Here is a 21,361-nt window from a genome sequence, read left to right as displayed (position 1 = left end):
CTTCAGGATTTCGACGACAAGTCCGCCATGCCCTTGAGCAACTCGATCGGCAGCGGAAAGACAATGGTCGAGCTCTTGTCGCCGGCAATCGAACTCAGGGTCTGCATGTAGCGCAACTGCATGGCCCCCGGTTGGCGGCCAAGCATTTCGGCGGCCTGCATGAGTTTTTCCGAGGCTTGCAATTCACCCTCGGCGTGGATCACCTTGGCTCGCCGTTCCCTTTCGGCTTCGGCCTGCTTGGCGATGGCGCGGATCATCGATTCGTTGAGGTCCACGTGTTTGATCTCGACGTTGGCGACCTTGATGCCCCAGGCGTCGGTCTGGGCGTCGAGCACTTGCTGGATGTCCAGGTTCAAGCGTTCGCGTTCGGCCAACAGTTCGTCCAGTTCGTGTTTACCCAGCACCGCCCGTAGCGTGGTTTGCGCCAATTGGCTGGTGGCGGCCAGGAAATCCTCGACCTGGATGATTGCCTTCTGCGGATCGAGTACGCGGAAATACAGCACCGCGTTGACCTTGACCGACACGTTGTCGCGGGTGATTACGTCTTGCGGCGGCACGTCCAGCACCACGGTGCGCAAATCGACCCTGACCATTTGCTGGACCACCGGAATCAGCAGGATCAGGCCAGGGCCCTTGACCTGCCAGAAGCGCCCGAGCTGGAACACCACGCCGCGCTCGTATTCGCGCAGGATGCGGAACGTCGACCCCGCCAGTGCGATGATCAACAGTAGCAGCGCGACAAGACCCAATTGCAAACCCATGACTATTCTCCGCCCGGCGCCGCGTCAGCCGCGGCCACTTGCAGCAGCAAGCCCTTGCGCCCCACCACCCGCACCTGTTGCCCAGGTTGCAGCGGCGTCGCGCTGAGCACTTGCCATCGTTCTCCTTGCAGATGAACCCAGCCGCCATAGGCGTTGCCGAGCTGTACTGAAGTGACCGGCGTTTCGCTGCCGACCAGCCCGGCATCACCGCTGACCGTGTGGCGTGGTCGGGTCTTCAGGGCGTGAAACACCAGGTAGATCAGCAACAGCGCGCTGACCAATCCCAGGCCTATCATCAACGGCACGGGTACATCGGTATTGGTCAGGATCACCGCGCCGATCACGAACATCACGATGCCGCCCAGGCCGATCACGCCGTAATTGGGCAGGGCCGCCTCGGCGATCAGGAACGCGATGCCAAAGGTGATCAGCCAGATCCCGACGGGGTTGGGCAATAGCACCACAACCGTGTCGGCGGCGCCGGCCAATCCGCTCAACGCCAACAGCAACGCAACTGCACAACAACGCGTGTTCACTTGACCCTCCGGGAGAGTCGTGGAGTGGCTCTGCATTCAGTTTAGTTGAGCCTTGGCCGGTATGAATTTTGCTCAACTACCATCGACATCCGATGGGCGGATTTCCCGCCGGATCGCGCTGACAGGCCTAGACTTTTACTACGCAAGCAAAACTTTAACCATCGTCCGCCAGCGGTCATGGCGGGCACCGAGGTGCATCATGCGTATGGCAAGAACCGTGCAGCGAAGCCTGGAAAAGGCTCAATGCGAATATGACATCGTCAGCCACCCACACTCGGCCAGCAGCCTCGAAACGGCACGGGTCGCAGGTATTCCTGCCGAACGGGTGGCCAAATCGGTGATCCTCGACGATCACCATGGGCATTACCTGATGGCCGTGCTGCCCGCCAGCCGTCACCTGGACCTGAGCAAAGTCCGCAGCAGCGGTGAGTGGCAGGTTTCCCGCGAAAGCAACCTGGCGCACCTGTTCGATGATTGCGAACGCGGTGCCGTACCGGCGCTGGGTGAATCCTATGGGTTGGAGGTGGTCATCGATCCGCTGCTGACCCGGCAGAAAGACATCTATCTGGAGGCCGGCAACCACGTCAACCTGGTGCGCATGGACATGCCCGAGTTTCTGAAAATGGTGCCGCATGCCGAGGTGCGGGAGTTGAGTCATTGAGTTTTTTTCGTCAGTGCTGACGTCATCGCGAGCAGGCTCGCTCCCACAGGTTTTGTGATCGACTCAGAACCGTGTGGGAGCGAGCGTGCTCGCGATGACCGCGCAGCGGTCCCTTAATCAGTTCACAGGAGCTAGACATGGAAAGCCCAACCCACAACCTTCCCTCCCTGTTCAAGCAACTCGGCCTGCCGGACGACGCCGAAAGCATCGATAAATTCATTGCCACCCATTCACCGCTCAAACCGGAGCTGCACCTTGCGGATGCATTTTTCTGGAACCCGAGTCAGGCGGAGCTTCTGCGTGAGGAGATACTCGATGACGCGGATTGGGCGGAAGTGGTGGATCAGCTGGATGTGCTGCTGAGGAAGGGGCGGGGGGTGTGAATCGTCATCGTCCGGGCGGCCACTGTCGGGAGGTATGGACCAGCGCGAGTATCCAGATGGCGTCCAGTCCCTGTTCGTAGACAATGCGGTAACTCTGATGTGGAATCAGCTCGCGAGTGCCTGAAATGATCCCGGCAGGGCCGCTTTGCGGGTATTGGGCAAGCCGGGATAGCGCATCGCTGAACCGGTTGTCCATGTCGATGGCTGCTTTCGGGTTAACGGCATGCAGGTAATCCCAAATGTCTGCACGGTCCTGTGCTGCTTCTTTCGTCCATATTATTTTCATTCCTGTAGCTCGGCCCGCCTGCGCCTGACAGCGAACTCTGCCTCGATTTCATCATTTGTCAGCCCGTCGCCGGCGCGCATCGAAGCGCGTGCGGTGTCCACTTTGCGCTGCAGGAACTCTTCGTATTCGCGAGCTTGCTGCTGGGTTTGAACGAACTGACGCATCATTTCCCGAACGATTTGTGAGGCAGGACGATGAGCGGCTTCTGCCTCTGCCATGAACTGTTCACGCAATTCAGACTCAAGTTTCATTGTAAAAACGGCTTGTTTCGACATGGCTGCCTTCTCAGTTGTAGTGCTGACAAAGTATATACATTTTCAGTACGGTAGCTGGTTCACCCCGTATGGCTTCGCGACGGATGGAAGCCAATGTGTTTCAAAACTTGACGGAAAATCCCCTCCAATGCAATATTGATAGTTAGCAAACTAACAGTGTGTATTTTCCCTCGTGCCGAATAACCTCGACGTTCTCCAGATGAACATCAGCAGTGCCATGGTGGTGGCCGCCAGGCATTGGCGCAAAATCTGCCAGACCACGCTGGCCAACTATGGAATCTCCGAAGCCTGCGCCGTTCCGCTGTTGATGATCGGGCGTCTGGGCGAGGGTGTGCGGCAGGTGACGGTGGCCCAGGCAGCCGGGATGGAGAGCCCGTCGCTGGTGCGCTTGCTCGATCAGTTGTGCCATGGCGGCTACGTCTGCCGCACCGAAGATGTACAGGACCGTCGTGCCAAATGCCTGAGCCTGACCGAAACCGGTCGGGAGCTGGTGCAGGCGGTCGAAGTGGAACTGGTGCGCTTGCGCCACGAAGTCCTTGAAGGCATCGACCAGAGTGATCTGGAGGCTACGCTGCGGGTACTGAGAGCTTTTGAAGCGGCCACGCCGCCATCGGTGGCCAACTCTTGAACGGATTTTTCTCTGGCATGCCCCCGGCGCGGGACTGGTTCTACGGAGTCCGAACCTTCGCCGCATCGATGATCGCGCTGTACATCGCCCTGCTCATGCAAATGCCGCGTCCGTACTGGGCGATGGCCACGGTGTACATCGTTTCCAGCCCGTTTCTCGGCCCTACCAGTTCCAAGGCGCTGTACCGGGCGGTCGGCACCTTTATCGGCGCTGCGGCGGCGGTTCTGTTCGTGCCGATGTTCGTGCAGAGCCCTTACGTGCTGGTGGTGGTTATTGCGCTGTGGACCGGGACGCTGCTGTTTCTGTCCCTGCATTTGCGCACGGCCAACAACTACGCCTTGATGCTCGCCGGATACACCTTGCCGTTGATTGCCCTGCCTGTGGTGAACAACCCGTTGGGGGTATGGGACGTGGCCGAGGCACGGACCGAAGAAATCTTTCTCGGCATCGCCGTGGCGGCGGTGGTCGGTGCCATGTTCTGGCCCCGGCGCCTGGCGCCGGTGTTCAATGATTCGGTGAGCAAGTGGTTTACCGATGCATCGACCTACAGCCTGCGCTTCCTGGGCCGCAACGTGCAGCCTGAAGAAGTCAGCGCGTTGCGCGCATCGATGGTCGCCACGTTCAACTCCCTGGAGTTGATGATCGGTCAGTTGCCCCACGAAGGCTCGCGTCCGCAGACAGTGCGCAATACCAAGGAATTGCGCGGACGGATGATTCACCTGTTGCCAGTGATCGATGCCCTCGACGACGCGCTTTACGCCCTGGAACGGCGCACCCCGGAGCTTGTGGACAAGTTTGCACCCTTGCTGGCCGCCACCACCGAATGGCTCGAGCACAAGGATGCCGATCTCGTCCGCTGGCAAGCCCTGAAGGATCAACTCGAGGCCCTGCAACCAGCTCCCGAAGCGCTGGACGACCGCAAGCAACTGCTGTTCTCCAACGCCATTTACCGTCTCGGCGAGTGGATCGATTTGTGGCAGGACTGCCGCAGCCTGCAATACGCCATCCAGTGCGAAAGCCAGGACAGCTGGCGCGCGGTGTATCGTCACTGGCGACTGGGACGACTATCGCCGTTCCTGGATCGCGGCCTGATGTTTTACTCCGCAGCATCGACCGTTACGGCAATCATTGTCGCCTCGGTATTGTGGATTCTGCTCGGCTGGACCGATGGTGGCAGCGCAGTGATCCTGGCGGCGGTGGCGTGCAGTTTCTTTGCCTCGATGGACGACCCGGCGCCGCAGATTTACCGGTTCTTTTTCTGGACAGCGATGTCGGTGGTGTTCGCCAGCCTTTATCTGTTTCTGGTGTTGCCCAACCTGCATGACTTTCCGATGCTGGTGCTGGCGTTTGCCGTGCCGTTCATTTGCGTCGGAACCCTGACGGTCAAGCCGCAGTTTTACCTGGGCATGTTGCTGACCCTGGTCAACACTTCGTCCTTCATCAGCATTCAGGGCGCTTACGACGCGGACTTCCTCAGTTTCGCCAACTCCAACCTGGCCGGTCCCATGGGGTTGCTGTTCGCGTTCATCTGGACCCTGATTGCCCGGCCGTTCGGTGCCGAGCTGGCGGCCAAGCGCCTGACCCGTTTCAGCTGGCGTGACATCGTCAGCCTCTCCGAGCCGGCCACGTTGTCTGAGCATCGGCTTCTGGGCATACGGATGCTCGATCGGCTGATGCAGCATCTGCCGCGCCTGGCCATGACCGGCCAGGACTCCGGCGTGGCGCTGCGGGAAGTGCGGGTGGCGCTGAATCTGTTGGACCTGCTCGCTTATACGCCGCGGGTCCTTGGTGTACCGCAGGTGCTACTGCGCCAGGTGGTGACCGAGGTGGGCGAGTACTTCAAGGCCTGTCTCAAGGCCGGTGAGCGCTTGCAGGCACCGAGCCCGTTGCTGATGACCCTCGACCGCACGCGTCGCGCCCTCAGCGGTGCCGGCGATGATGAAACCCGTCGGCACTTGCTGCACGCCCTGAGCGGCCTGCGCCTGGCACTGTTGCCCGGCGTCGAATTCGTCGGTTCCGCCGAGCCCGAAGAACCGCTTCCCCATGGCATTGATGGAGCGCCTTTATGATCGGTGACCTGGATCTGAGCGGGGTGTTCCTGCCCACGCTACTGGTGCTGATGGGCATTACGTATGTGTTGTACCTGTTGGTGCACGGGGTGCTGACGCGCCTGCACTTTTACCGTCTGGTCTGGCACCGGGCATTGTTCAACGTGGCTCTCTACGCCTTGCTGCTTGGCGCCGTGGACTCACTCAGTCGATACCTGATGACATGAAAAAACCGTTTCTAACCCTCGGTCGCGTGGTGTTGACCCTGCTGATCGTGTGCTTCGCCGTTGTCGTGGTCTGGCGCATGGTGATGTATTACATGTTCGCGCCCTGGACCCGCGATGGGCACATCCGTGCCGACATCGTGCAAATCGCGCCGGATGTCTCCGGGCTGATCCAGCAAGTGGAGGTGCGCGACAACCAGTTGGTCAAGCGCGGCCAGGTGCTGTTCAGCATCGATCCGGACCGCTTCAGGCTGGCCCTGCGCCAGGCGAAAGCGGCCGTCGCCGACCGCGAAGAAACCCTGGCCCAGGCCCAGCGCGAGGCCAGGCGGAACAAGGGTCTTGGCAACCTGGTGCCGGGTGAGCAACTGGAAGAAAGCCAGTCGAAAGTGGCCCGCGCCCAAGTGGCCTTGATGGAAGCCCAGGTGGCGGTGGACAGCGCGCAGCTCAACCTCGACCGCTCGGTGATCCGCAGCCCGGTGGACGGCTACGTCAACGACCGCGCGCCACGGGCCCAGGAGTTCGTCAGCGCCGGGCGTCCGGTGTTGTCGGTGGTCGACAGCAACTCGTTCCATATCGATGGCTATTTCGAAGAAACCAAACTGAACGGCATCCATATCGGGCAAAGCGTCGACATCCGGGTGATCGGCGACAATGCGCGCCTGCGCGGGCATGTGGAGAGCATCGTCGCCGGTATCGAAGACCGCGACCGCACCAGCGGCAACAACCTGCTGCCCAACGTCAATCCGGCGTTCAGCTGGGTGCGGCTGGCCCAGCGGATTCCGGTGCGCATCGCTTTCGATGACGTGCCGGAAGATTTCCGCATGATCGCCGGGCGCACCGCCACGGTATCGATCATCGACGATCAGAAGCGGGAGCCGGCGCAATGAGCAAGGCCTCGGGTTTGGCGGTCGCCGGGTTAGGCTTGCTGCTGTCGGCGTGTCAGATGGTCGGGCCGGATTATCATTTGCCTGAAGAGGCGGCTGTTCATCGTCCAGACTTGCAGGGCGATCTGGCGGTCGACGGTAAAACGGTGGTGTCCGCACCGGTGCCGGCCGATTGGTGGCGTTTGTACAAGGACCCGCGACTCGACCAGTTGGTACAACAGGCCATGGCTTCCAACACCGATTTGCGGGTGGCGGCGGCCAGTCTGTCGCGGTCTCGCGCTCAGGTCGAAGAGGCACAAGCGGCGGGCGGCTGGAGCGGCGGCGTGCAGATGGGCGCCCAGCGCTTGCAGGAGTCCGGCCAGGCCTTCCTGCTGCCGGAAAAAGTGCCGGTGGCCAACATCGGCGATATCGGCATCAGCGCGTCGTACCAGTTCGACCTGTTCGGCACCTTGCAACGCGGTATCGAAGCGGCCAAGGCCAATGCCGATGCGACGCAGGCAGCCGCCGATACTGCACGCATCACCGTGGTGGCCGATGTGGTTCGCGCCTACACCCAAGTGTGTGCGGCCAATGAGGAGCGGGAAATCGCCCAGCATTCCCTCGACCTGCAAGCCCAGAGCACCACGCTGATCCAGCGCCTGCGCGATGCCGGACGTGGTGACGAAACCCAGGTCACCCGTTCGCAAACCCAATTCAAATCCCTGCGCGCCGACATGCCGCGCTATGAAGCCGCGCGTCAGGCCGGGCTGTACCGCTTGTCGATGTTGCTGGCCAAACCGGTGGATCAACTGCCGGCCGGCACCGCCACCTGCGACGAGCTGCCAAAAATCGCGCAATTGATTCCGGTGGGCGATGGCGCCGCATTGCTCAAGCGTCGTCCTGATGTACGGCAGGCCGAGCGTCGGCTGGCGGCCGCGACGGCCGGTATTGGCGTCGCCACGGGCGAGCTGTACCCGAATATCAGCATCGGCGCGACCATCGGTACCGTCGGTATCCTCGACGATCTCGGCGATCCGTCCACCAACCGCTGGGGCTTCGGCCCGTCGCTGACCTGGAACGTGCCGACCAACGGCGCCCGGGCGCGCATCCGCGAAGCCGAAGCGGTGACCCAGGCGACCCTGGCGCATTTCGATGGGGTGGTACTCAACGCCATTCGCGAGACCCAGACTGGCCTGGCCCAGTACACGGCATTGCTGCAGCGCCGCGACGCACTGGCCGATGCCGAGCAATCGGCAAAACTGGCGGCCGACCAGACGCACCGCTTCTTCCAGGCCGGCCGCGCCTCGTTCCTGGCGGACCTGCAAGCCACCCGCACCTACATCGACGTCACGGCGCAACTGGCGGCCGCGAACACCCAGGTTGCCGCCAGTCAGATCGATTTGTTCCTCGCCTTGGGCGGCGGTTGGGAAAGCGGACGAACGCAAGCGTCGAACTCCGGCAAACCCTGAGGCCGTTGCTATGCTTTGAAGTGTTGGAGGGCGCCCTGTGCAAAGCGCCCTTTCTTCGCACAAGGCTCGCGCAGGTCAGGGGGAAACCAATAATGAAAAACCCTTACGCTCTCGGCTTCTGGTGCGCCATCGTGGCGTTGGTGCTGCTGTCGGCCACCTATTTCTACGGCATCATGCTGGCCCACCAGATCGACAAGGCTCTGGTGTTCCTCGACAGTGCCGCCGCGCTGATTGCCGTGATGTCCATTGCGGTGGTGGCTTGGGCCTCGGTCCAGAACCAACGCATCAAGAAAAGACAACTCGAACAAGGCAAGACCCTGGTCCTGATCTGGGACACCAAGGTGGCATTGCGTCGTGTCGAAACGGTGTTCGACCGCTATTTCTGGGGCAGTTACTGGCAACCGGGGCGCACCTTTCAGGAAGTCATGGGCGAATTGACCGGCACGCCGCTGGAAAAAAGCCTCGAGACCCTGAAAAAACAATGCCTGGCGCTGGACCGGCAAGTGGCTGACGACGGTCGGCACTGGCTCAGCAATGCCCGGGAACTGGCCGATGTCGCCACGGCCATGGCCCGCGAACGCTATCAACTGGACTTCTGCGACCCGCGCGAGGAAGTGACGGGCGGGGCGGTGATCAACCGCGACTTCGAAGTGCTGGTATACACCTGGACTGCGCGGCTCAAAAGTTTTGATCATCAACTGGATGAGATCGAGGTCCAGTATTCCTGATTCGATGTTGGCAAGGCTGACGCCTTCGCGAGCAAGCCCGCTCCCACAGGAATACGCATTCCAATGTGGGAGCGGGCTTGCTCGCGAAGGCGATTGTATAGGCGCAAAGAATCCCCAGCCCAGCGAACACCCCCCCAAGACACTCTTTCACCTTTAATCATTGAGCCGTTCGTCGCACCCGGTGCTAATCTGCAATTCACTTTCAGTACAGTCGAGCCGCAACCCTTCATGGGTTCAGGGAAGACGACCTCACTTTCTACAACGGACATGAACGGGGCATACATGAATAAATCAGCAGGCGTGCTACTGGGAATTGTTGTCGCAATCGGTGCCATCAGCGCAGGCGGAGCCTGGTTCACCGGCACCAAGATCGAAGGTGTGTTGAACACCTCGATTGCCGATACCAATAAGGAATTGCAGGCGGCGATGGTCGGTTCCAACGGGACAGCGTCGCTGGAACTGGTGTCGCTGGAGCGTCATGTATTCAGCAGCACCGCGCACTACCGCCTCAAGGGCGAAGGCGAAATGTTCGGCGAAGCGCCGGTCGAGTTGCTGTTTGTCGATCACATCGAACACGGCCCGTTGCCGTTCTCGCGCCTGATGTCGCTGAAGTGGCTGCCGGTCCTGGCGACCAGTCACTACGAACTGGAAAAGACCCCGTCCACCGAGAAGTGGTTTGCCGCCGCCAAGGACAAATCCCCGCTGACCGGCGTGGTCAACATCGGTTATGACAACTCTACCAATGGCACCCTCGAGTTGCAGCCGCTGGAAATGGCCCTGGATGACAAGTCGAGCTTGAAGTTCTCCGGCCTGAGCATGGACGTCGACGCCAGCGCCAAGGCGCAGAAGGTCAAGGCCAGCGGCTACATGGACAGCCTGAAGGTGACCACCGTGTCCGAGGATCAGGCACCGGTGCAGGTTGAATTGAACGGCCTGACCCTGGCCAGCAACCTGACAAAAAGTACCTACGGTTTCTACACCGGCGAAAACGTTCTTGAGCTGGCCAGCGGCAAATCGACTTTTGGCGTCACGCAGTCGGTGCTGGACTTCAAGAAATTCGAAATGAAAAACCTGACTGAAGAAAAGGGTAGCAACGTCTCCGGGCGTGCCGACTACAAGGTCGGCGACGTGTCCCTGAACGGCAAGACCATCGGTTCCGGGGCGCTGGCCATGAGCCTGAAGAACCTCGACATTCCGGCCACCCTGTCATTGATGCAGGTTTACCAGAGCAAACTGCAGCCGTATGAAAGGGCGGCGGCCGAAGCAGCGGCGGCCGGCCTGCCGGCGCCAGAGCTGAAACTGACCGAAGCCGAAGAAGCACTGCTCAAGTCCAGCCTGGAAAAACTGCTGGCGGCCGGTCCGCAGGTGGCCCTGGAAAACCTGTCGTTCAACACCGCCAACGGTGAGAGCCGCGCCAACATGGTGCTCGACCTGACCAAGCCACAGGCCATCGATCTGCCGACCGATCAGTTGGTCAGACAGCTGATCGCGCTGCTGGACTTCAAACTGCAAGTGTCCAAACCGATGCTGGTCGATGTGCTCACCGTGCAATCGCAAATCGACGGTCAGACCGACGCCAAGCTGATTGCCGACCAGGCCACCGCCACCGCGGACATGTTCAGCAGCATGGCGGTCGGCAGCCAACTGGCAAAACTGGACGGCAATAACATCGTCACCAACTTGCGTTACGCCAACAATCAGGTGGACTTCAACGGCCAGAAAATGACCGTCGAAGAGTTTGCCAGTTTTGTGATGAGCAAGTTCGCAGATGCTGGTGCCACCGAGTAACGGCGGCTGTTAACTCTGCAACGCCCGGCCTCTGCATCGCGCAGGCGTCGGGCGTTTTGCTGTCCGCCCCCTAGGGGACGTCACGGATCAGGCGCCATGCCTCTTCCCATGGCAGCGGTTGTTTCATCCGCTCGGCGAGCATCGCCATTGTCCGATCCATCTCGCAGGCTACCGCCGCCGACACCACACCGTTTTTGCCGAACAGGCCAATGAAAGGCGGATCGTAGGGGTCGCCCTTGAACTCGACTTCGTCCCAGGCCTCGGCGTGGCCGAGGTAGTCGTAGGTTTTACCGAAATGCCAGGTCCAGAAAAACGGCACGTCGAGGTAATGCTCGTCACCGCCCAGCATATTGGCCGCGGCGATCCGCGCCTGCTGTTGGGCCAGTCGCCAGTGTTCGATGCGCAGGTGTTGCTTGTTCAGCGGGAACGTTGCGATATCGCCAGCTGCCCAGAGGCCGTCGGCCACGCGCATTGCGCCATCGACACGCAGCGAGCGGTCCTGCTCCTTCGGCAAGCCGGTAAAGGCCGCAGTGGCTGGCGTGACGCCAATGCCGACCAGCACCAGATTGGCCGCCAGGCGTTGGCCGTTGTCCAGGCGCACGGCTTCGACCTTGTCCGTCCCTTCGATCTGTACCGCATTGCCCTGGGTATGAAACACGACGCCATTGGCTTCATGTCGTGCGCGAATGGCCTTGCCGACCGTGTCGCCGAACTGTTTGGCAAACGGCACTTCGTGGCGGGCCAGCACGGTCACGTGCAGGCCAAGCTGGCGCAGGGACGAGGCGGACTCCATGGCAATGAAACTGTCACCGATGATCACCACCCGCTGGCCGGCGCTGGCGCTGTCCAGAATCTGTTGCGCATGGGCTTTGGAGCGTAAGACGAACACTTGCGGCAGGTCGGCGCCCGGCAGCGTCAGCGGGTTGGGCACGCCGCCGGTGGCCAACAGCGCGGCGTCGTATGTCAGTGTTTGGCCGTCCGTCAGCCGCAGCGTCCGGTTTGACGCATCCAGGCTTGCCACTTCGCCCTGCAGGCGCTCGATCCGCTGCTCGCGGTAAAAGTCCTCGTCACGCAGCGGCGGGACTTCGTCCAGCGGCATCTCTCCGGCGATCACGTACTTGCTCAGCGCGGTGCGGTCGTATCCGGCATCGGCTTCGCAGTCGATCAACAGTAACCGGCCGCCGAAACCTTTCTCGCGCAAACACGCTGCCGCCGCCGTGCCTGCCGCGCCAGCGCCGACAATGATGAAGGTTCGTGGATCGTCGGCCGGTGGCGTGTGGGCACCCGGCATCGGCTGGTCGCCGACCCAGATGTCGCCGTCACGCACTTCAAGGGGATAGCGCTTGAGGCTGTCCAGGGCTGGCGGCTCACACAGCCCGCCATCCTCGATCCGAAACTGCGCCTTGTGCCACGGACAGGTCAGGCGCCCGTTGCATACCGCACCGTCAGCCAGCGGGGCTCCGGCGTGCGGGCATTCGGCCTGATAAGCGCGCAGTTGTTCGCCGGCCCGCAACAGCAGAATCTTGCTGTCCTGGACCTGCACTTCCAGACCCCGGTCTTCGGGCACATTGGCGACACGCGCAACGCGATGCAGAGTCATGATCGCTCTCCAGACAGACGTTTCACTTATGAGTCTGGTACTTATCGCGAGGTTCAGCCAATTGCCCCTGCCACGGCGTGAACGGTCCGGATATAGTTTGCACGCCGACGACGGCCCAACACGCACAAGGTGCTCCGGTATGCCCCGATTGACCTCAATGAACCCTTGGCTCGCGGCCTTGGCAGTCGCCCTTTGCGTGCAGTTCCCGGCACAGGCCCAGGAACGCTTCACCCTGAATATTCCCGGGGTCTCCGATGACCGTCTGTTCACGTCGGCCGCTGCGAGCGATTCCGCGGGTTGTGGCGGGCATAACATTTCCCCGGCATTGAACTGGAACGCCGGCCCGGAAGCGACCCAAAGCTACGCCATCGTCATGCACGACCCAGACGGCCAGAAAGGCCAGGGCGTCGATAACTGGGTGCATTACGGCATCAAGGCCGCTACCCACCAGATCCCGGCGGGCGCCGGGAGCAAACCCGGCCTCGAGGGTGTTGGCGGTACCAACAGCAAAAACACCACCGGCTACATCGGCCCCTGCCCACCTATTGGCGACAGCGCGCACCACTACATCATCCAGATCTACGCCCTGGACCTGGCCCCGGACGCCTTGCCCGCCGGCCTGACCCGTGCGCAACTGCTGGAAAAAATCAAAGGCCATGTCCTGAAAAACAGCAGCGTAGTGCGGCGCTATCACCGCTGAAGGCTGATCGCCCCAGCGGATTTGCCGAAAACTGAAGTTCGCGGCATTCCGGGGATTTGGCATCCACCCCCGAAAGCGCGCACTATCAGGCTATAGCCGATGCGTTGGAGGATGCCGTGGCAAAAAAAATCGACCGCATCGCCCAAATGCTCAACTGCCCACAAAAGGGCGAGGAACTGCGGCGAGCGATTACCGAGAGTCGCAAGGATTTTCTGCTGAACCAGCCGGAAGAGGATGTTGTTGAAGACGACGACCTTGAAGAGGAGTTTTTCGAGGACGACGAGGACGATGATGAGTACGACGAGTTCGACTGGACGACAGAATGAAAAAAACCGCTTCGGCGGTTTTTTTTTGTGGGCCAGGACAGCACCGGTCGGAGATTCGTTGACCCTCATGCAGGGAATGGAACACTATAAGGTACTTTTTTTCGTACCTTTGAGGCCGTCATGGAACAGCTACTTGCAAGCCGTTCGGTCAGCATCACCGAACTCAAGCGCAGCCCGAGCACTGTCATCGAGCAAGCGGGTTCCGAGCCTGTTGCCGTGCTCAACCACAATCGCCCTGCCGCCTATCTTTTACCGCACGCGGCCTATCAACAGCTGCTGGATCGGCTACACGCTGCCGAACTTCGTGAAGCCATTGCGGCCAGCCGCAACGATCCGCGTCCGGCCATTGCTGCCGATACCGTGTTTGCCGAGCTTGATGCGCTGATAGATGAGGTAGCAGCCGAGCAAAACCGCCCATGAGGCAATTGCTTTTCTCTGCATTGGCACGGGACGATCTGCTGCAAGTCGCTCGTTTTATCGCCCGAGACAACCCTGAACGGGCCCGGACGTTTGTGCGCGAGCTACGCATGCAGTGCACACGATTGATCGATCAACCGAACCTGGGTGTTTCAAGAGACGATTGCGCCAAGGGATTGCGAATGCTTGCCCATGGCAGATATCTGGTTTTCTACTGTTGGGTGGGCGACGAGATCAAGGTCGAACGCGTACTGCACAGTGCGAGAGACATCGCCCGGCTGTTTGAAAAAAACAGCATTGACAATTAGGCGCCAAGCCTTCAAACACCCACAAAAAAGCCCCAGACCCATAAGGCCTGAGGCTTTCTCGTTACAACGTATGGTGCACCAGGCGGGATTCGAACCCACGACCCCTGCCTTCGGAGGGCAGTACTCTATCCAGCTGAGCTACTGGTGCAGCGGGCGCCATGATACTCATATGCACTGCGGGCGTCCATGCTGCTGAATCGCCTGCGTTTTTTTAAAGCTGTAACGGGCGTTTGCTACGTTGATCAGAAAAAATAGGCAAAAGCGTCGTTTTCGTTCTTTTTTTCGAACAGGCTATTGTCCTTTACCCCCTTTGATCCTAGGATTCGTTTGAGATTTCAAACGCTCTTGTCTGGGTGCTGAACCGCACGATTTGAATCAGTGCGCTATTTATGTGCTTCAGCCCGGTGAATGATTTCCCTGACGGCAGCCTATCGAGGCGCCTTTCTACAATCATAATTTGCTCCGCATTCATTGCGGTGCTGTTAAGGAAAGCCGACATGCAGCTTAAAGACACCCAGTTGTTCCGCCAGCAAGCCTTCATCGATGGCGCGTGGGTTGATGCGGACAATGGTCAGACGATCAAGGTCAACAACCCGGCAACGGGCGAAATCCTGGGCACCGTGCCGAAAATGGGCGCTGCCGAAACCCGCCGTGCGATCGAAGCTGCTGACAAAGCGCTGCCGGCCTGGCGTGCACTGACCGCCAAAGAACGTGCGACCAAGCTGCGTCGCTGGTTCGAGCTGATCATCGAGAACCAGGAAGACCTGGCTCGCCTGATGACCCTGGAGCAAGGCAAGCCATTGGCCGAAGCCAAGGGCGAAATCGTCTACGCCGCTTCCTTCATCGAATGGTTCGCCGAAGAAGCCAAGCGCATCTACGGTGACGTGATTCCGGGCCACCAGCCAGACAAGCGCCTGATCGTGATCAAGCAGCCAATCGGCGTGACCGCTGCAATCACCCCGTGGAACTTCCCGGCTGCAATGATCACCCGTAAAGCCGGCCCGGCCCTGGCCGCCGGTTGCACCATGGTGCTCAAGCCTGCTTCGCAAACTCCTTTCTCCGCCTTCGCCCTGGCCGAACTGGCCCAGCGTGCCGGCATCCCGGCTGGCGTGTTCAGCGTGGTTTCCGGCAGCGCCGGCGACATCGGCAGCGAGCTGACCAGCAACCCGATCGTGCGCAAGCTGTCCTTCACCGGTTCGACTGAAATCGGTCGTCAACTGATGTCGGAATGCGCCAAGGACATCAAGAAAGTGTCCCTGGAACTGGGCGGCAACGCTCCGTTCATCGTGTTCGACGACGCGGACCTGGATAAGGCCGTCGAAGGCGCGATCATTTCCAAATACCGCAACAATGGTCAGACCTGCGTCTGCGCCAACCGCCTGTACATTCAGGATTCGGTCTACGACGCATTCGCCGAGAAGCTGAAAGTGGCTGTGGCCAAGCTCAAGATCGGTAACGGTCTGGAAGACGGCACCACCACTGGCCCGCTGATCGACGAAAAAGCCGTGGCCAAGGTGCAAGAGCACATTGCCGACGCCATTTCCAAAGGCGCCACCGTGTTGTCCGGCGGCAAGCCGATGGAAGGCAACTTCTTCGAGCCGACCATCCTGACCAACGTGCCGAACAACGCTGCCGTGGCCAAGGAAGAAACCTTCGGCCCACTGGCGCCACTGTTCCGCTTCAAAGACGAAGCCGATGTGATCGCGATGTCCAACGACACCGAGTTCGGTCTGGCCTCGTACTTCTATGCTCGTGACCTGGGTCGTGTGTTCCGTGTGGCTGAAGCCCTGGAATACGGCATGGTCGGCGTCAACACCGGGTTGATCTCCAACGAAGTCGCGCCGTTCGGCGGCATCAAGGCCTCGGGCCTGGGCCGTGAAGGCTCCAAGTACGGCATCGAAGATTACCTGGAAATCAAATACCTCTGCCTGGGCATCTAAGCTCGAAGGTATAAGCCGGGAAGGTATTGCTTGAAACGCAAAGGGCACGAGAGCGCTGTCCCTTTGCGTGCGTAAAACCGGAATTTTCTCTGTGGCCGGGAACACTGTGGCAGTCGATCATCGCATGCTGCCGCCGTTGCTCCCCGTCGCTTTATCCTTGAACCACGCCGCCCGATGAGCGGTGAATGAGGAATGTATGAGCAAGACTAACGCTTCTTTGATGGCCCGCCGTACCGCTGCTGTACCACGTGGTGTTGGCCAGATTCACCCGATCTTCGCCGATTCTGCGAAGAACGCGACCGTAACCGACGTTGAAGGTCGTGAGTTCATCGACTTCGCCGGCGGTATCGCTGTGCTGAACACCGGCCACGTGCACCCGAAAATCATCGCCGCCGTGACCGAGCAGCTGAACAAGCTGACCCACACCTGCTTCCAGGTTCTGGCCTACGAGCCGTACGTGGAAGTGTGCGAAAAAATCAACGCCAAGGTCCCAGGTGATTTCGACAAGAAAACCCTGCTGGTGACCACCGGCTCCGAAGCTGTGGAAAACTCCATCAAGATCGCCCGTGCCGCCACTGGCCGTGCCGGCGTGATCGCCTTCACCGGCGCCTACCACGGTCGCACCATGATGACCCTGGGCCTGACCGGTAAAGTCGTACCTTACTCGGCCGGCATGGGCCTGATGCCAGGCGGCATCTTCCGCGCGCTGTACCCGAACGAACTGCACGGCGTGAGCATCGACGATTCGATCGCTTCCATCGAACGCATCTTCAAGAACGACGCCGAGCCGAAAGACATCGCCGCGATCATCATCGAACCGGTTCAGGGCGAAGGCGGTTTCTACGTCGCGCCTAAAGAATTCATGAAGCGTCTGCGTGCCCTGTGCGACCAGCACGGCATCCTGCTGATCGCTGACGAAGTACAGACTGGCGCTGGCCGTACCGGTACGTTCTTCGCCATGGAACAGATGGGCGTTGCTGCCGACCTGACCACCTTCGCCAAATCCATCGCTGGCGGCTTCCCGCTGGCCGGTGTGTGCGGCAAGGCCGAATACATGGACGCCATCGCTCCAGGCGGCCTGGGCGGCACCTACGCCGGTAGCCCGATCGCTTGCGCCGCGGCCCTGGCCGTGATGGAAGTGTTCGAAGAAGAACACCTGCTGGATCGTTGCAAGGCTGTTGGCGAGCGTCTGGTAACCGGCCTGAAGGCCATCCAGGCCAAGTACCCGGTGATCGGTGAAGTCCGTGCCCTGGGCGCGATGATCGCGGTCGAGCTGTTCGAAAACGGCGACAGCCACAAGCCGAACGCCGCAGCCGTGGCGTCCGTTGTGGCCAAGGCTCGCGACAAGGGTCTGATCCTGCTGTCCTGCGGCACCTACGGCAACGTTCTGCGCGTCCTGGTACCGCTGACCTCGCCGGACGAGCAACTGGACAAAGGCCTGGCGATCATCGAAGAGTGCTTCTCCGAGCTCTGATCCCCAGTGTGACCTGATCCACAAAAAACCCGCTTCGGCGGGTTTTTTCATGCCCCTTGAAACGCATCCCGCGCATTAGCACTGTATCGAATGGCCAGCATTGGCTAAGGTTCCTGCATTGCCAGGGAGAGCTGTATGACAACTGTCATTTTACCCGCCGTTCCAAGAGTCCTGATCGCCGAGGCCGACCCCTGGTCCCGGGATTTGCTCAAGGAAGTGTTGTTGAACGTACGCTGCGATGCACGGCTGGATTTGTGCGCAGATGGCCAGCAAGCGCTGGAGCTATTGGCCGCCAACCCCTATGACCTGGTGATCGCCGACTGGGAGTTGCCGGGCGTCGATGGCCTGAATGTCCTGCGCAATGTCCGTCAGCGCAAACGCAACCCGCCGCTGCCCTTCATCCTCATGAGCAGTCGCAACGACAGTGCCAGCGTGCGCGAGGCCTTGCCGCTGGTACCGGCTGCCTACCTGACCAAACCCCTGAATATGCAAAGCCTGACCCATCGATTGCAGGGGTTACTGTTGAACGCTGGCGAAGAAGTCGCGTGCGAAGTGCCGTCGCTGGCACCGGGCATGACGTTGTCGGTGTTTCTGGAGCGTCGACGGGAATTGGCCGACGGCGCGCCGCTGATGACCGACGTGCAAGTGGCGGTCAAACGCAGCCTCAATCCCAATGGCCTCGACCTGACGGTGCTGGAAGGTGAAATCCGCACCGATCCGCAGGTCACGGCCGTGCTGATCGCCGCTGCCAACAGCGCGGCCCAGCACCACGGCGCCGCTGTGCAAACCCTGTCCCAGGCGCTGCATCGCCTGGGCACCGGGCAGAGCATGAACCTGATTCTCGGGCTGGCGCTCAAGCGCAGTGCCCGGCTCAGCGATCCGCAATTGGCCGACTATGCCGAGCGATACTGGGATCTGTCGCTGCACACCGCCGAATACGCGCGAACCCTGGCGCGCTTGCTCGATCTGGATCAGGAGCGCTGCTATTGCGCTGGCATGTTGCATCGTCTTGGCGATCTGGCGTTGCTGCGCTGTTTGCAGGAATGGAAACAGGCCGGTGGCGAACTGGACGAGCAGGAGGACGTGGGCGAAGCGCTGGTTGAATTTGGCGCGGCCTATGGTTCGGCCCTGCGCACGCGCTGGCGCCTGCCGCTGGAGTTACGGGAGCTGATTGCGGCGGCCTACCAGCTCGGTGGCGGGGTTTACTCCCGCGAAGCGCTGGTGATGAACATGGCGGCGCAAATGGCGCGCCTGACCGAGCATGAGGGCATTGAGGTGCTGGCGAAGAGCCGGACGGCGCGGTTGCTCAAGATCGGCTTGCCGGAGTTGATGCGTTTGCGCAGGAAGTAAAGCCACCACTCAACCCTGTGGGAGCGAGCTTGCTCGCGATAGCGGACTGTCTGCCAACATTGATGTTGAATGAGCCGCCGCCATCGCGAGCAAGCTCGCTCCCACAGGGTTCTATGGTGTTCCTGTCAGGCAGTAACAATCCGGTTCTTGCCCTCGCGCTTGGCCTGATACATCGCGGCATCCGCGCGGGAAAACAGGTTTTCCACGTTTTCGTCCGCGGCGCTCAGGCTGGTCAGGCCCTGGCTGACGGTGATGCCGAACGTCCGGCCTTCATGGGTAAAGCGCAATCGCTGAATCTGCTGTTGCAAGCGTTCAGCCACTTGCAGGGCCATCTGCGGCATACAGCCGGGAAACACCGCTGCGAACTCCTCACCGCCAATGCGCCCGAACAGGTCGCCACGGCGCAACGCTGCGCGGCCGCTATCGGCGATGCGTTGCAACACGTTGTCGCCTTCCTGGTGACCATAGGTGTCGTTGATGATTTTGAAGTTATCGATGTCCAGCATCAGGAACGACAGCGGCTCGCCCTGTTGTCGGGCGTGTTCGAACGCGCGGTGAGCGCATTCGAAGAAATGCCGGCGATTGCTGCTCTGGGTCAGCGCGTCGGTGGTGGCCAAGCGATGCAGCTCGCTTTCCATCTGCTTCTTGTCAGTGATGTCTTCGGCGATGCCGACGATAATCACCGGTTGCCCCGGTTCGGCCTGGCGGTCGATGTAGCATTTGTCGCTGAGCCAGCGCACTTGGCCATCGGCGGCAATGATTCGATACTCGCGGTCTTCGACGGCGCCTTTGTCCAGCACTTCGGCCAGGCTGCGTTCGGCGTAGTCCAGGTCGTCAGGGTAAATGCTGTCGCGCCATTGGTTGCAGTCGGCCAGCAGTAGATCGGCCGAACGGCCAAAGATCCGTTCGTAGGCGGGGCTGACGTAAAGCACCTGGCGGGTTTCCCAATCGAATGCCCACAGCACCGCGTTGACGCTCATCAGCAAGGTGTTGAGCAACTGTTCGCGTTTGCTCAGGCGTGCGACTTCACTTTGGGCGTGCATCAGCGCCATCAGGGTCTGCGCGGCCTCGGGCCAATGGGGCGGAGATGAGTCTTGCAGGTTTTTTTCGGCCATCGACAAAAATCTCAAAGGGCATGCCGCGCGCGATCGCGGCCAACATCAAGCCCGCCGGGGATGGCGAAGTGTCTTTGAGATAGGGCTTTTCAGATGAAGTTCCCGCCTTTTGTGGCGAGGGAGCTGGCTCCCGCCGGGCGGTACTGATGGCGCGATATTGCAGTCACGCCGCATAACCAATGTGGGAGCGAGCAAGCCCGCTCCCACAGGTTTTTTTCAGACAGCGGCAGGACGCAGGGAGTAGGTCTTCAGCTGACCGGCGAAGTCGCGCAGGGACTGAATCCCGCTGGCTTCGGCTTCGTGTACCCAGTCCTTGATGGCCGCGAGCATGTCGTGGCCATTTGAGCTGGTCTTGACCCAGATCTGCTGCAGGGCCAGGCGTTTCTCGTAAATTACCTTCAGCGCCTGACTGTGTTCGAGCATGTTCTGGATGCGTACGTGGTGTTTGTCGTCCAGCAGGCTGGTCTCCCGCGAAAGCAGGCGTTTGGCCCGGTGGAACTGGTGACGTACCGAGTGATCGACCTTTTCCAGCTCTTGCTTGACCAGCGGGCCGATCACCAATTTGCGGTACTGGGCCATGATCTGGAAGCGGTTGTTGAGGATCGCCATGGCGGTGTCCATGTCCAGGTTGCCCTTGCCTTCGACGCGATGGGCAATCGGCGCAACCCGCTGGACCTTGGCCAGGCGCAGGAAGCTGAAGACTTGAATCCACGCCCAGCCCAGGTCGAATTCCCACTTCTTCACCGACAGTTTTGCCGAGTTAGGGTAGGTGTGATGGTTGTTATGCAGTTCTTCGCCGCCAATCAGGATGCCCCACGGCACCAGGTTGGTCGCCGCATCGCGGCATTCGAAGTTGCGGTAGCCGATGGCATGGCCCAGGCCATTGACCACGCCGGCGGCCCACACCGGGATCCACATCATCTGGATGGCCCAGATGGTGATGCCGATGGTGCCGAACAGCAGCAGGTCGATAACGCCCATGATCGCGATGCCCAGCAGCGGGTAGCGGCTATAGAGGTTGCGCTCGATCCAGTCTTCGGGGCAGTTCTTGCCGTAGATGCGCAGCGTCTCGGGGTTTTCCGCTTCGGCGCGGTACAACTCGGCGCCTTTGCGCAGCACCGTTGACAAACCCTTGATGACCGGGCTGTGCGGATCATCGACGGTTTCGCATTTGGCGTGATGCTTGCGGTGGATGGCGGTCCACTCGCGGGTGTTCTGCGCCGTGGTCAGCCACAGCCAGAAACGGAAGAAATGTTTAAGGCCCCCATTCAGCTCCAGGGAGCGATGGGCCGAGTAACGATGCAGATAGACCGTGACGGCGATGATCGTGACGTGGGTCATCAGCAGGGTGACTGCTACCAGCGACCAGGGCGACAAGCCAAGAAAACCTTCGTACCACATAGGCTGTAGGGCCCTCGATAAAGAAAAAAACAGCCGTTGCATTATCACTAAGCCCACACAGAAAACCAGTCGCCCTTTCA

At 60.5% G+C, this 21,361-nt stretch carries 23 protein-coding genes and 1 tRNA gene; 16 read left to right on the top strand and 8 right to left on the bottom strand.

Translation table 11 applies throughout. From position 1 onward, the window contains the following. Positions 1-2: 2 nt before the first annotated feature. Positions 3-761: a slipin family protein gene (locus KGB28_RS08895; protein ID WP_095945030.1), complete on the bottom strand. Its 759-nt coding sequence runs from the start codon at positions 759-761 to the stop codon at positions 3-5. 2 nt (positions 762-763) lie between these two features. Further along, complete coding sequence (locus tag KGB28_RS08890) at positions 764-1,297, bottom strand: NfeD family protein (RefSeq protein WP_223444268.1); 534 nt, start codon at positions 1,295-1,297, stop codon at positions 764-766. Between the two features lie 199 nt (positions 1,298-1,496). Between KGB28_RS08890 and KGB28_RS08885 the strand changes: the two genes are divergently transcribed. Further along, positions 1,497-1,958 carry an aminoacyl-tRNA deacylase gene (locus KGB28_RS08885; protein ID WP_007975646.1) on the top strand — a complete coding sequence of 154 codons (462 nt, stop codon included), beginning with the start codon at positions 1,497-1,499 and terminating at the stop codon, positions 1,956-1,958. Between the two features lie 137 nt (positions 1,959-2,095). Continuing rightward, positions 2,096-2,341 carry a DUF2789 domain-containing protein gene (locus KGB28_RS08880; RefSeq protein WP_150673736.1) on the top strand — a complete coding sequence of 82 codons (246 nt, stop codon included), beginning with the start codon at positions 2,096-2,098 and terminating at the stop codon, positions 2,339-2,341. Between the two features lie 4 nt (positions 2,342-2,345). On the opposite strand, the gene KGB28_RS08875 is transcribed toward KGB28_RS08880, so the two are convergent. After that, positions 2,346-2,627, bottom strand: a complete 282-nt coding sequence (locus KGB28_RS08875) for a type II toxin-antitoxin system RelE/ParE family toxin (RefSeq protein ID WP_223444267.1) — start codon at positions 2,625-2,627, stop codon at positions 2,346-2,348. Beyond that, positions 2,624-2,902 carry an antitoxin of toxin-antitoxin stability system gene (locus KGB28_RS08870; RefSeq protein ID WP_223444266.1) on the bottom strand — a complete coding sequence of 93 codons (279 nt, stop codon included), beginning with the start codon at positions 2,900-2,902 and terminating at the stop codon, positions 2,624-2,626. The genes KGB28_RS08875 and KGB28_RS08870 overlap by 4 nt, the downstream gene beginning before the upstream one ends. Positions 2,903-3,101: 199 nt before the next feature. Here KGB28_RS08870 and KGB28_RS08865 point away from each other — a divergent pair, with 199 nt between their 5' ends. The 7 genes from KGB28_RS08865 (at position 3,102) to KGB28_RS08835 (ending at position 10,650) form a co-directional block, all read left to right on the top strand. Continuing rightward, complete coding sequence (locus KGB28_RS08865) at positions 3,102-3,530, top strand: MarR family winged helix-turn-helix transcriptional regulator (RefSeq protein ID WP_223444265.1); 429 nt, start codon at positions 3,102-3,104, stop codon at positions 3,528-3,530. Then, the gene (locus KGB28_RS08860; RefSeq protein ID WP_223444263.1) at positions 3,527-5,599 is read left to right on the top strand and encodes an FUSC family protein; all 2,073 of its coding nucleotides are present in this window, start codon (positions 3,527-3,529) and stop codon (positions 5,597-5,599) included. The genes KGB28_RS08865 and KGB28_RS08860 overlap by 4 nt, the downstream gene beginning before the upstream one ends. Then, the gene (locus KGB28_RS08855; RefSeq protein ID WP_007987399.1) at positions 5,596-5,805 is read left to right on the top strand and encodes a DUF1656 domain-containing protein; all 210 of its coding nucleotides are present in this window, start codon (positions 5,596-5,598) and stop codon (positions 5,803-5,805) included. Before KGB28_RS08860 ends, KGB28_RS08855 begins: the two co-directional genes overlap by 4 nt. Then, entirely contained in the window at positions 5,802-6,689 is an 888-nt protein-coding gene (locus KGB28_RS08850; protein WP_223444262.1) for an HlyD family secretion protein, read from the top strand. The genes KGB28_RS08855 and KGB28_RS08850 overlap by 4 nt, the downstream gene beginning before the upstream one ends. Next, a complete protein-coding gene (locus KGB28_RS08845) occupies positions 6,686-8,134 on the top strand; it encodes an efflux transporter outer membrane subunit (RefSeq protein WP_223444261.1) in 1,449 nt (482 codons plus the stop codon). The genes KGB28_RS08850 and KGB28_RS08845 overlap by 4 nt, the downstream gene beginning before the upstream one ends. A gap of 92 nt (positions 8,135-8,226) precedes the next feature. Then, entirely contained in the window at positions 8,227-8,862 is a 636-nt protein-coding gene (locus KGB28_RS08840) for an NADH:ubiquinone oxidoreductase subunit N (RefSeq protein ID WP_150726399.1), read from the top strand. Positions 8,863-9,144: 282 nt separating this feature from the next. Further along, entirely contained in the window at positions 9,145-10,650 is a 1,506-nt protein-coding gene (locus KGB28_RS08835; RefSeq protein ID WP_223444258.1) for a YdgA family protein, read from the top strand. Positions 10,651-10,720: 70 nt separating this feature from the next. Here the strand turns inward: KGB28_RS08835 and KGB28_RS08830 are convergent, their stop codons facing one another. Continuing rightward, positions 10,721-12,250 (bottom strand): FAD-dependent oxidoreductase, encoded by a 1,530-nt coding sequence (locus KGB28_RS08830; RefSeq protein WP_223444257.1) that lies wholly within the window; start codon positions 12,248-12,250, stop codon positions 10,721-10,723. A 139-nt stretch (positions 12,251-12,389) separates the two neighbouring features. Between KGB28_RS08830 and KGB28_RS08825 the strand changes: the two genes are divergently transcribed. The 4 genes from KGB28_RS08825 (at position 12,390) to KGB28_RS08810 (ending at position 14,001) form a co-directional block, all read left to right on the top strand. After that, positions 12,390-12,950: a YbhB/YbcL family Raf kinase inhibitor-like protein gene (locus tag KGB28_RS08825; protein ID WP_223444255.1), complete on the top strand. Its 561-nt coding sequence runs from the start codon at positions 12,390-12,392 to the stop codon at positions 12,948-12,950. 56 nt (positions 12,951-13,006) lie between these two features. After that, positions 13,007-13,276, top strand: a complete 270-nt coding sequence (locus KGB28_RS08820; RefSeq protein ID WP_223444253.1) for a hypothetical protein — start codon at positions 13,007-13,009, stop codon at positions 13,274-13,276. Between the two features lie 120 nt (positions 13,277-13,396). Continuing rightward, complete coding sequence (locus KGB28_RS08815) at positions 13,397-13,696, top strand: type II toxin-antitoxin system Phd/YefM family antitoxin (RefSeq protein WP_108219755.1); 300 nt, start codon at positions 13,397-13,399, stop codon at positions 13,694-13,696. Further along, a complete protein-coding gene (locus tag KGB28_RS08810; RefSeq protein WP_223444251.1) occupies positions 13,693-14,001 on the top strand; it encodes a type II toxin-antitoxin system RelE/ParE family toxin in 309 nt (102 codons plus the stop codon). The genes KGB28_RS08815 and KGB28_RS08810 overlap by 4 nt, the downstream gene beginning before the upstream one ends. 71 nt (positions 14,002-14,072) lie before the next feature. Here the strand turns inward: KGB28_RS08810 and KGB28_RS08805 are convergent. Further along, a tRNA-Arg gene (locus KGB28_RS08805) sits at positions 14,073-14,149 on the bottom strand. 349 nt (positions 14,150-14,498) lie between these two features. Here KGB28_RS08805 and gabD point away from each other — a divergent pair. From gabD to KGB28_RS08790, 3 genes are all read left to right on the top strand, one after another. Continuing rightward, positions 14,499-15,941 (top strand): NADP-dependent succinate-semialdehyde dehydrogenase, encoded by a 1,443-nt coding sequence (gene gabD, locus KGB28_RS08800; protein WP_223444249.1) that lies wholly within the window; start codon positions 14,499-14,501, stop codon positions 15,939-15,941. A gap of 196 nt (positions 15,942-16,137) precedes the next feature. Continuing rightward, the gene (gene gabT, locus KGB28_RS08795; protein ID WP_223444247.1) at positions 16,138-17,415 is read left to right on the top strand and encodes a 4-aminobutyrate--2-oxoglutarate transaminase; all 1,278 of its coding nucleotides are present in this window, start codon (positions 16,138-16,140) and stop codon (positions 17,413-17,415) included. A 135-nt stretch (positions 17,416-17,550) separates the two neighbouring features. Next, positions 17,551-18,765, top strand: coding sequence for a response regulator (locus tag KGB28_RS08790; protein WP_223444245.1), 1,215 nt, complete (start codon positions 17,551-17,553; stop codon positions 18,763-18,765). Positions 18,766-18,890: 125 nt separating this feature from the next. Here the strand turns inward: KGB28_RS08790 and KGB28_RS08785 are convergent, their stop codons facing one another. Then, the gene (locus tag KGB28_RS08785) at positions 18,891-19,880 is read right to left on the bottom strand and encodes a GGDEF domain-containing protein (protein ID WP_223444243.1); all 990 of its coding nucleotides are present in this window, start codon (positions 19,878-19,880) and stop codon (positions 18,891-18,893) included. Between the two features lie 216 nt (positions 19,881-20,096). Further along, on the bottom strand, positions 20,097-21,281 hold the full coding sequence (desA, locus tag KGB28_RS08780) for a delta-9 fatty acid desaturase DesA (protein WP_150726410.1): 1,185 nt from the start codon (positions 21,279-21,281) through the stop codon (positions 20,097-20,099). Positions 21,282-21,361: the final 80 nt, after the last annotated feature.

The organism is Pseudomonas sp. BF-R-19, assembly GCF_019956445.1.
Classification (GTDB): Bacteria; Pseudomonadota; Gammaproteobacteria; order Pseudomonadales; family Pseudomonadaceae; genus Aquipseudomonas; species Aquipseudomonas fluorescens_BH.
This window is presented reverse-complemented; position numbering and strand designations above follow the sequence as displayed.

Bases quoted from the DNA above. Each gene is read 5' to 3' on its own strand.
- KGB28_RS08895 (WP_095945030.1), bottom strand. From the start codon at position 761: ATGGGTTTGCAATTGGGTCTTGTCGCGCTGCTACTGTTGATCATCGCA.
- KGB28_RS08885 (WP_007975646.1), top strand. From the start codon at position 1,497: ATGCGTATGGCAAGAACCGTGCAGCGAAGCCTGGAAAAGGCTCAATGC.
- KGB28_RS08880 (WP_150673736.1), top strand. From the start codon at position 2,096: ATGGAAAGCCCAACCCACAACCTTCCCTCCCTGTTCAAGCAACTCGGC.
- KGB28_RS08875 (WP_223444267.1), bottom strand. From the start codon at position 2,627: ATGAAAATAATATGGACGAAAGAAGCAGCACAGGACCGTGCAGACATT.
- KGB28_RS08870 (WP_223444266.1), bottom strand. From the start codon at position 2,902: ATGTCGAAACAAGCCGTTTTTACAATGAAACTTGAGTCTGAATTGCGT.
- KGB28_RS08865 (WP_223444265.1), top strand. From the start codon at position 3,102: ATGAACATCAGCAGTGCCATGGTGGTGGCCGCCAGGCATTGGCGCAAA.
- KGB28_RS08855 (WP_007987399.1), top strand. From the start codon at position 5,596: ATGATCGGTGACCTGGATCTGAGCGGGGTGTTCCTGCCCACGCTACTG.
- KGB28_RS08850 (WP_223444262.1), top strand. From the start codon at position 5,802: ATGAAAAAACCGTTTCTAACCCTCGGTCGCGTGGTGTTGACCCTGCTG.
- KGB28_RS08845 (WP_223444261.1), top strand. From the start codon at position 6,686: ATGAGCAAGGCCTCGGGTTTGGCGGTCGCCGGGTTAGGCTTGCTGCTG.
- KGB28_RS08840 (WP_150726399.1), top strand. From the start codon at position 8,227: ATGAAAAACCCTTACGCTCTCGGCTTCTGGTGCGCCATCGTGGCGTTG.
- KGB28_RS08835 (WP_223444258.1), top strand. From the start codon at position 9,145: ATGAATAAATCAGCAGGCGTGCTACTGGGAATTGTTGTCGCAATCGGT.
- KGB28_RS08830 (WP_223444257.1), bottom strand. From the start codon at position 12,250: ATGACTCTGCATCGCGTTGCGCGTGTCGCCAATGTGCCCGAAGACCGG.
- KGB28_RS08825 (WP_223444255.1), top strand. From the start codon at position 12,390: ATGCCCCGATTGACCTCAATGAACCCTTGGCTCGCGGCCTTGGCAGTC.
- KGB28_RS08815 (WP_108219755.1), top strand. From the start codon at position 13,397: ATGGAACAGCTACTTGCAAGCCGTTCGGTCAGCATCACCGAACTCAAG.
- KGB28_RS08810 (WP_223444251.1), top strand. From the start codon at position 13,693: ATGAGGCAATTGCTTTTCTCTGCATTGGCACGGGACGATCTGCTGCAA.
- gabD (WP_223444249.1), top strand. From the start codon at position 14,499: ATGCAGCTTAAAGACACCCAGTTGTTCCGCCAGCAAGCCTTCATCGAT.
- gabT (WP_223444247.1), top strand. From the start codon at position 16,138: ATGAGCAAGACTAACGCTTCTTTGATGGCCCGCCGTACCGCTGCTGTA.
- KGB28_RS08790 (WP_223444245.1), top strand. From the start codon at position 17,551: ATGACAACTGTCATTTTACCCGCCGTTCCAAGAGTCCTGATCGCCGAG.
- KGB28_RS08785 (WP_223444243.1), bottom strand. From the start codon at position 19,880: ATGGCCGAAAAAAACCTGCAAGACTCATCTCCGCCCCATTGGCCCGAG.
- desA (WP_150726410.1), bottom strand. From the start codon at position 21,281: ATGTGGTACGAAGGTTTTCTTGGCTTGTCGCCCTGGTCGCTGGTAGCA.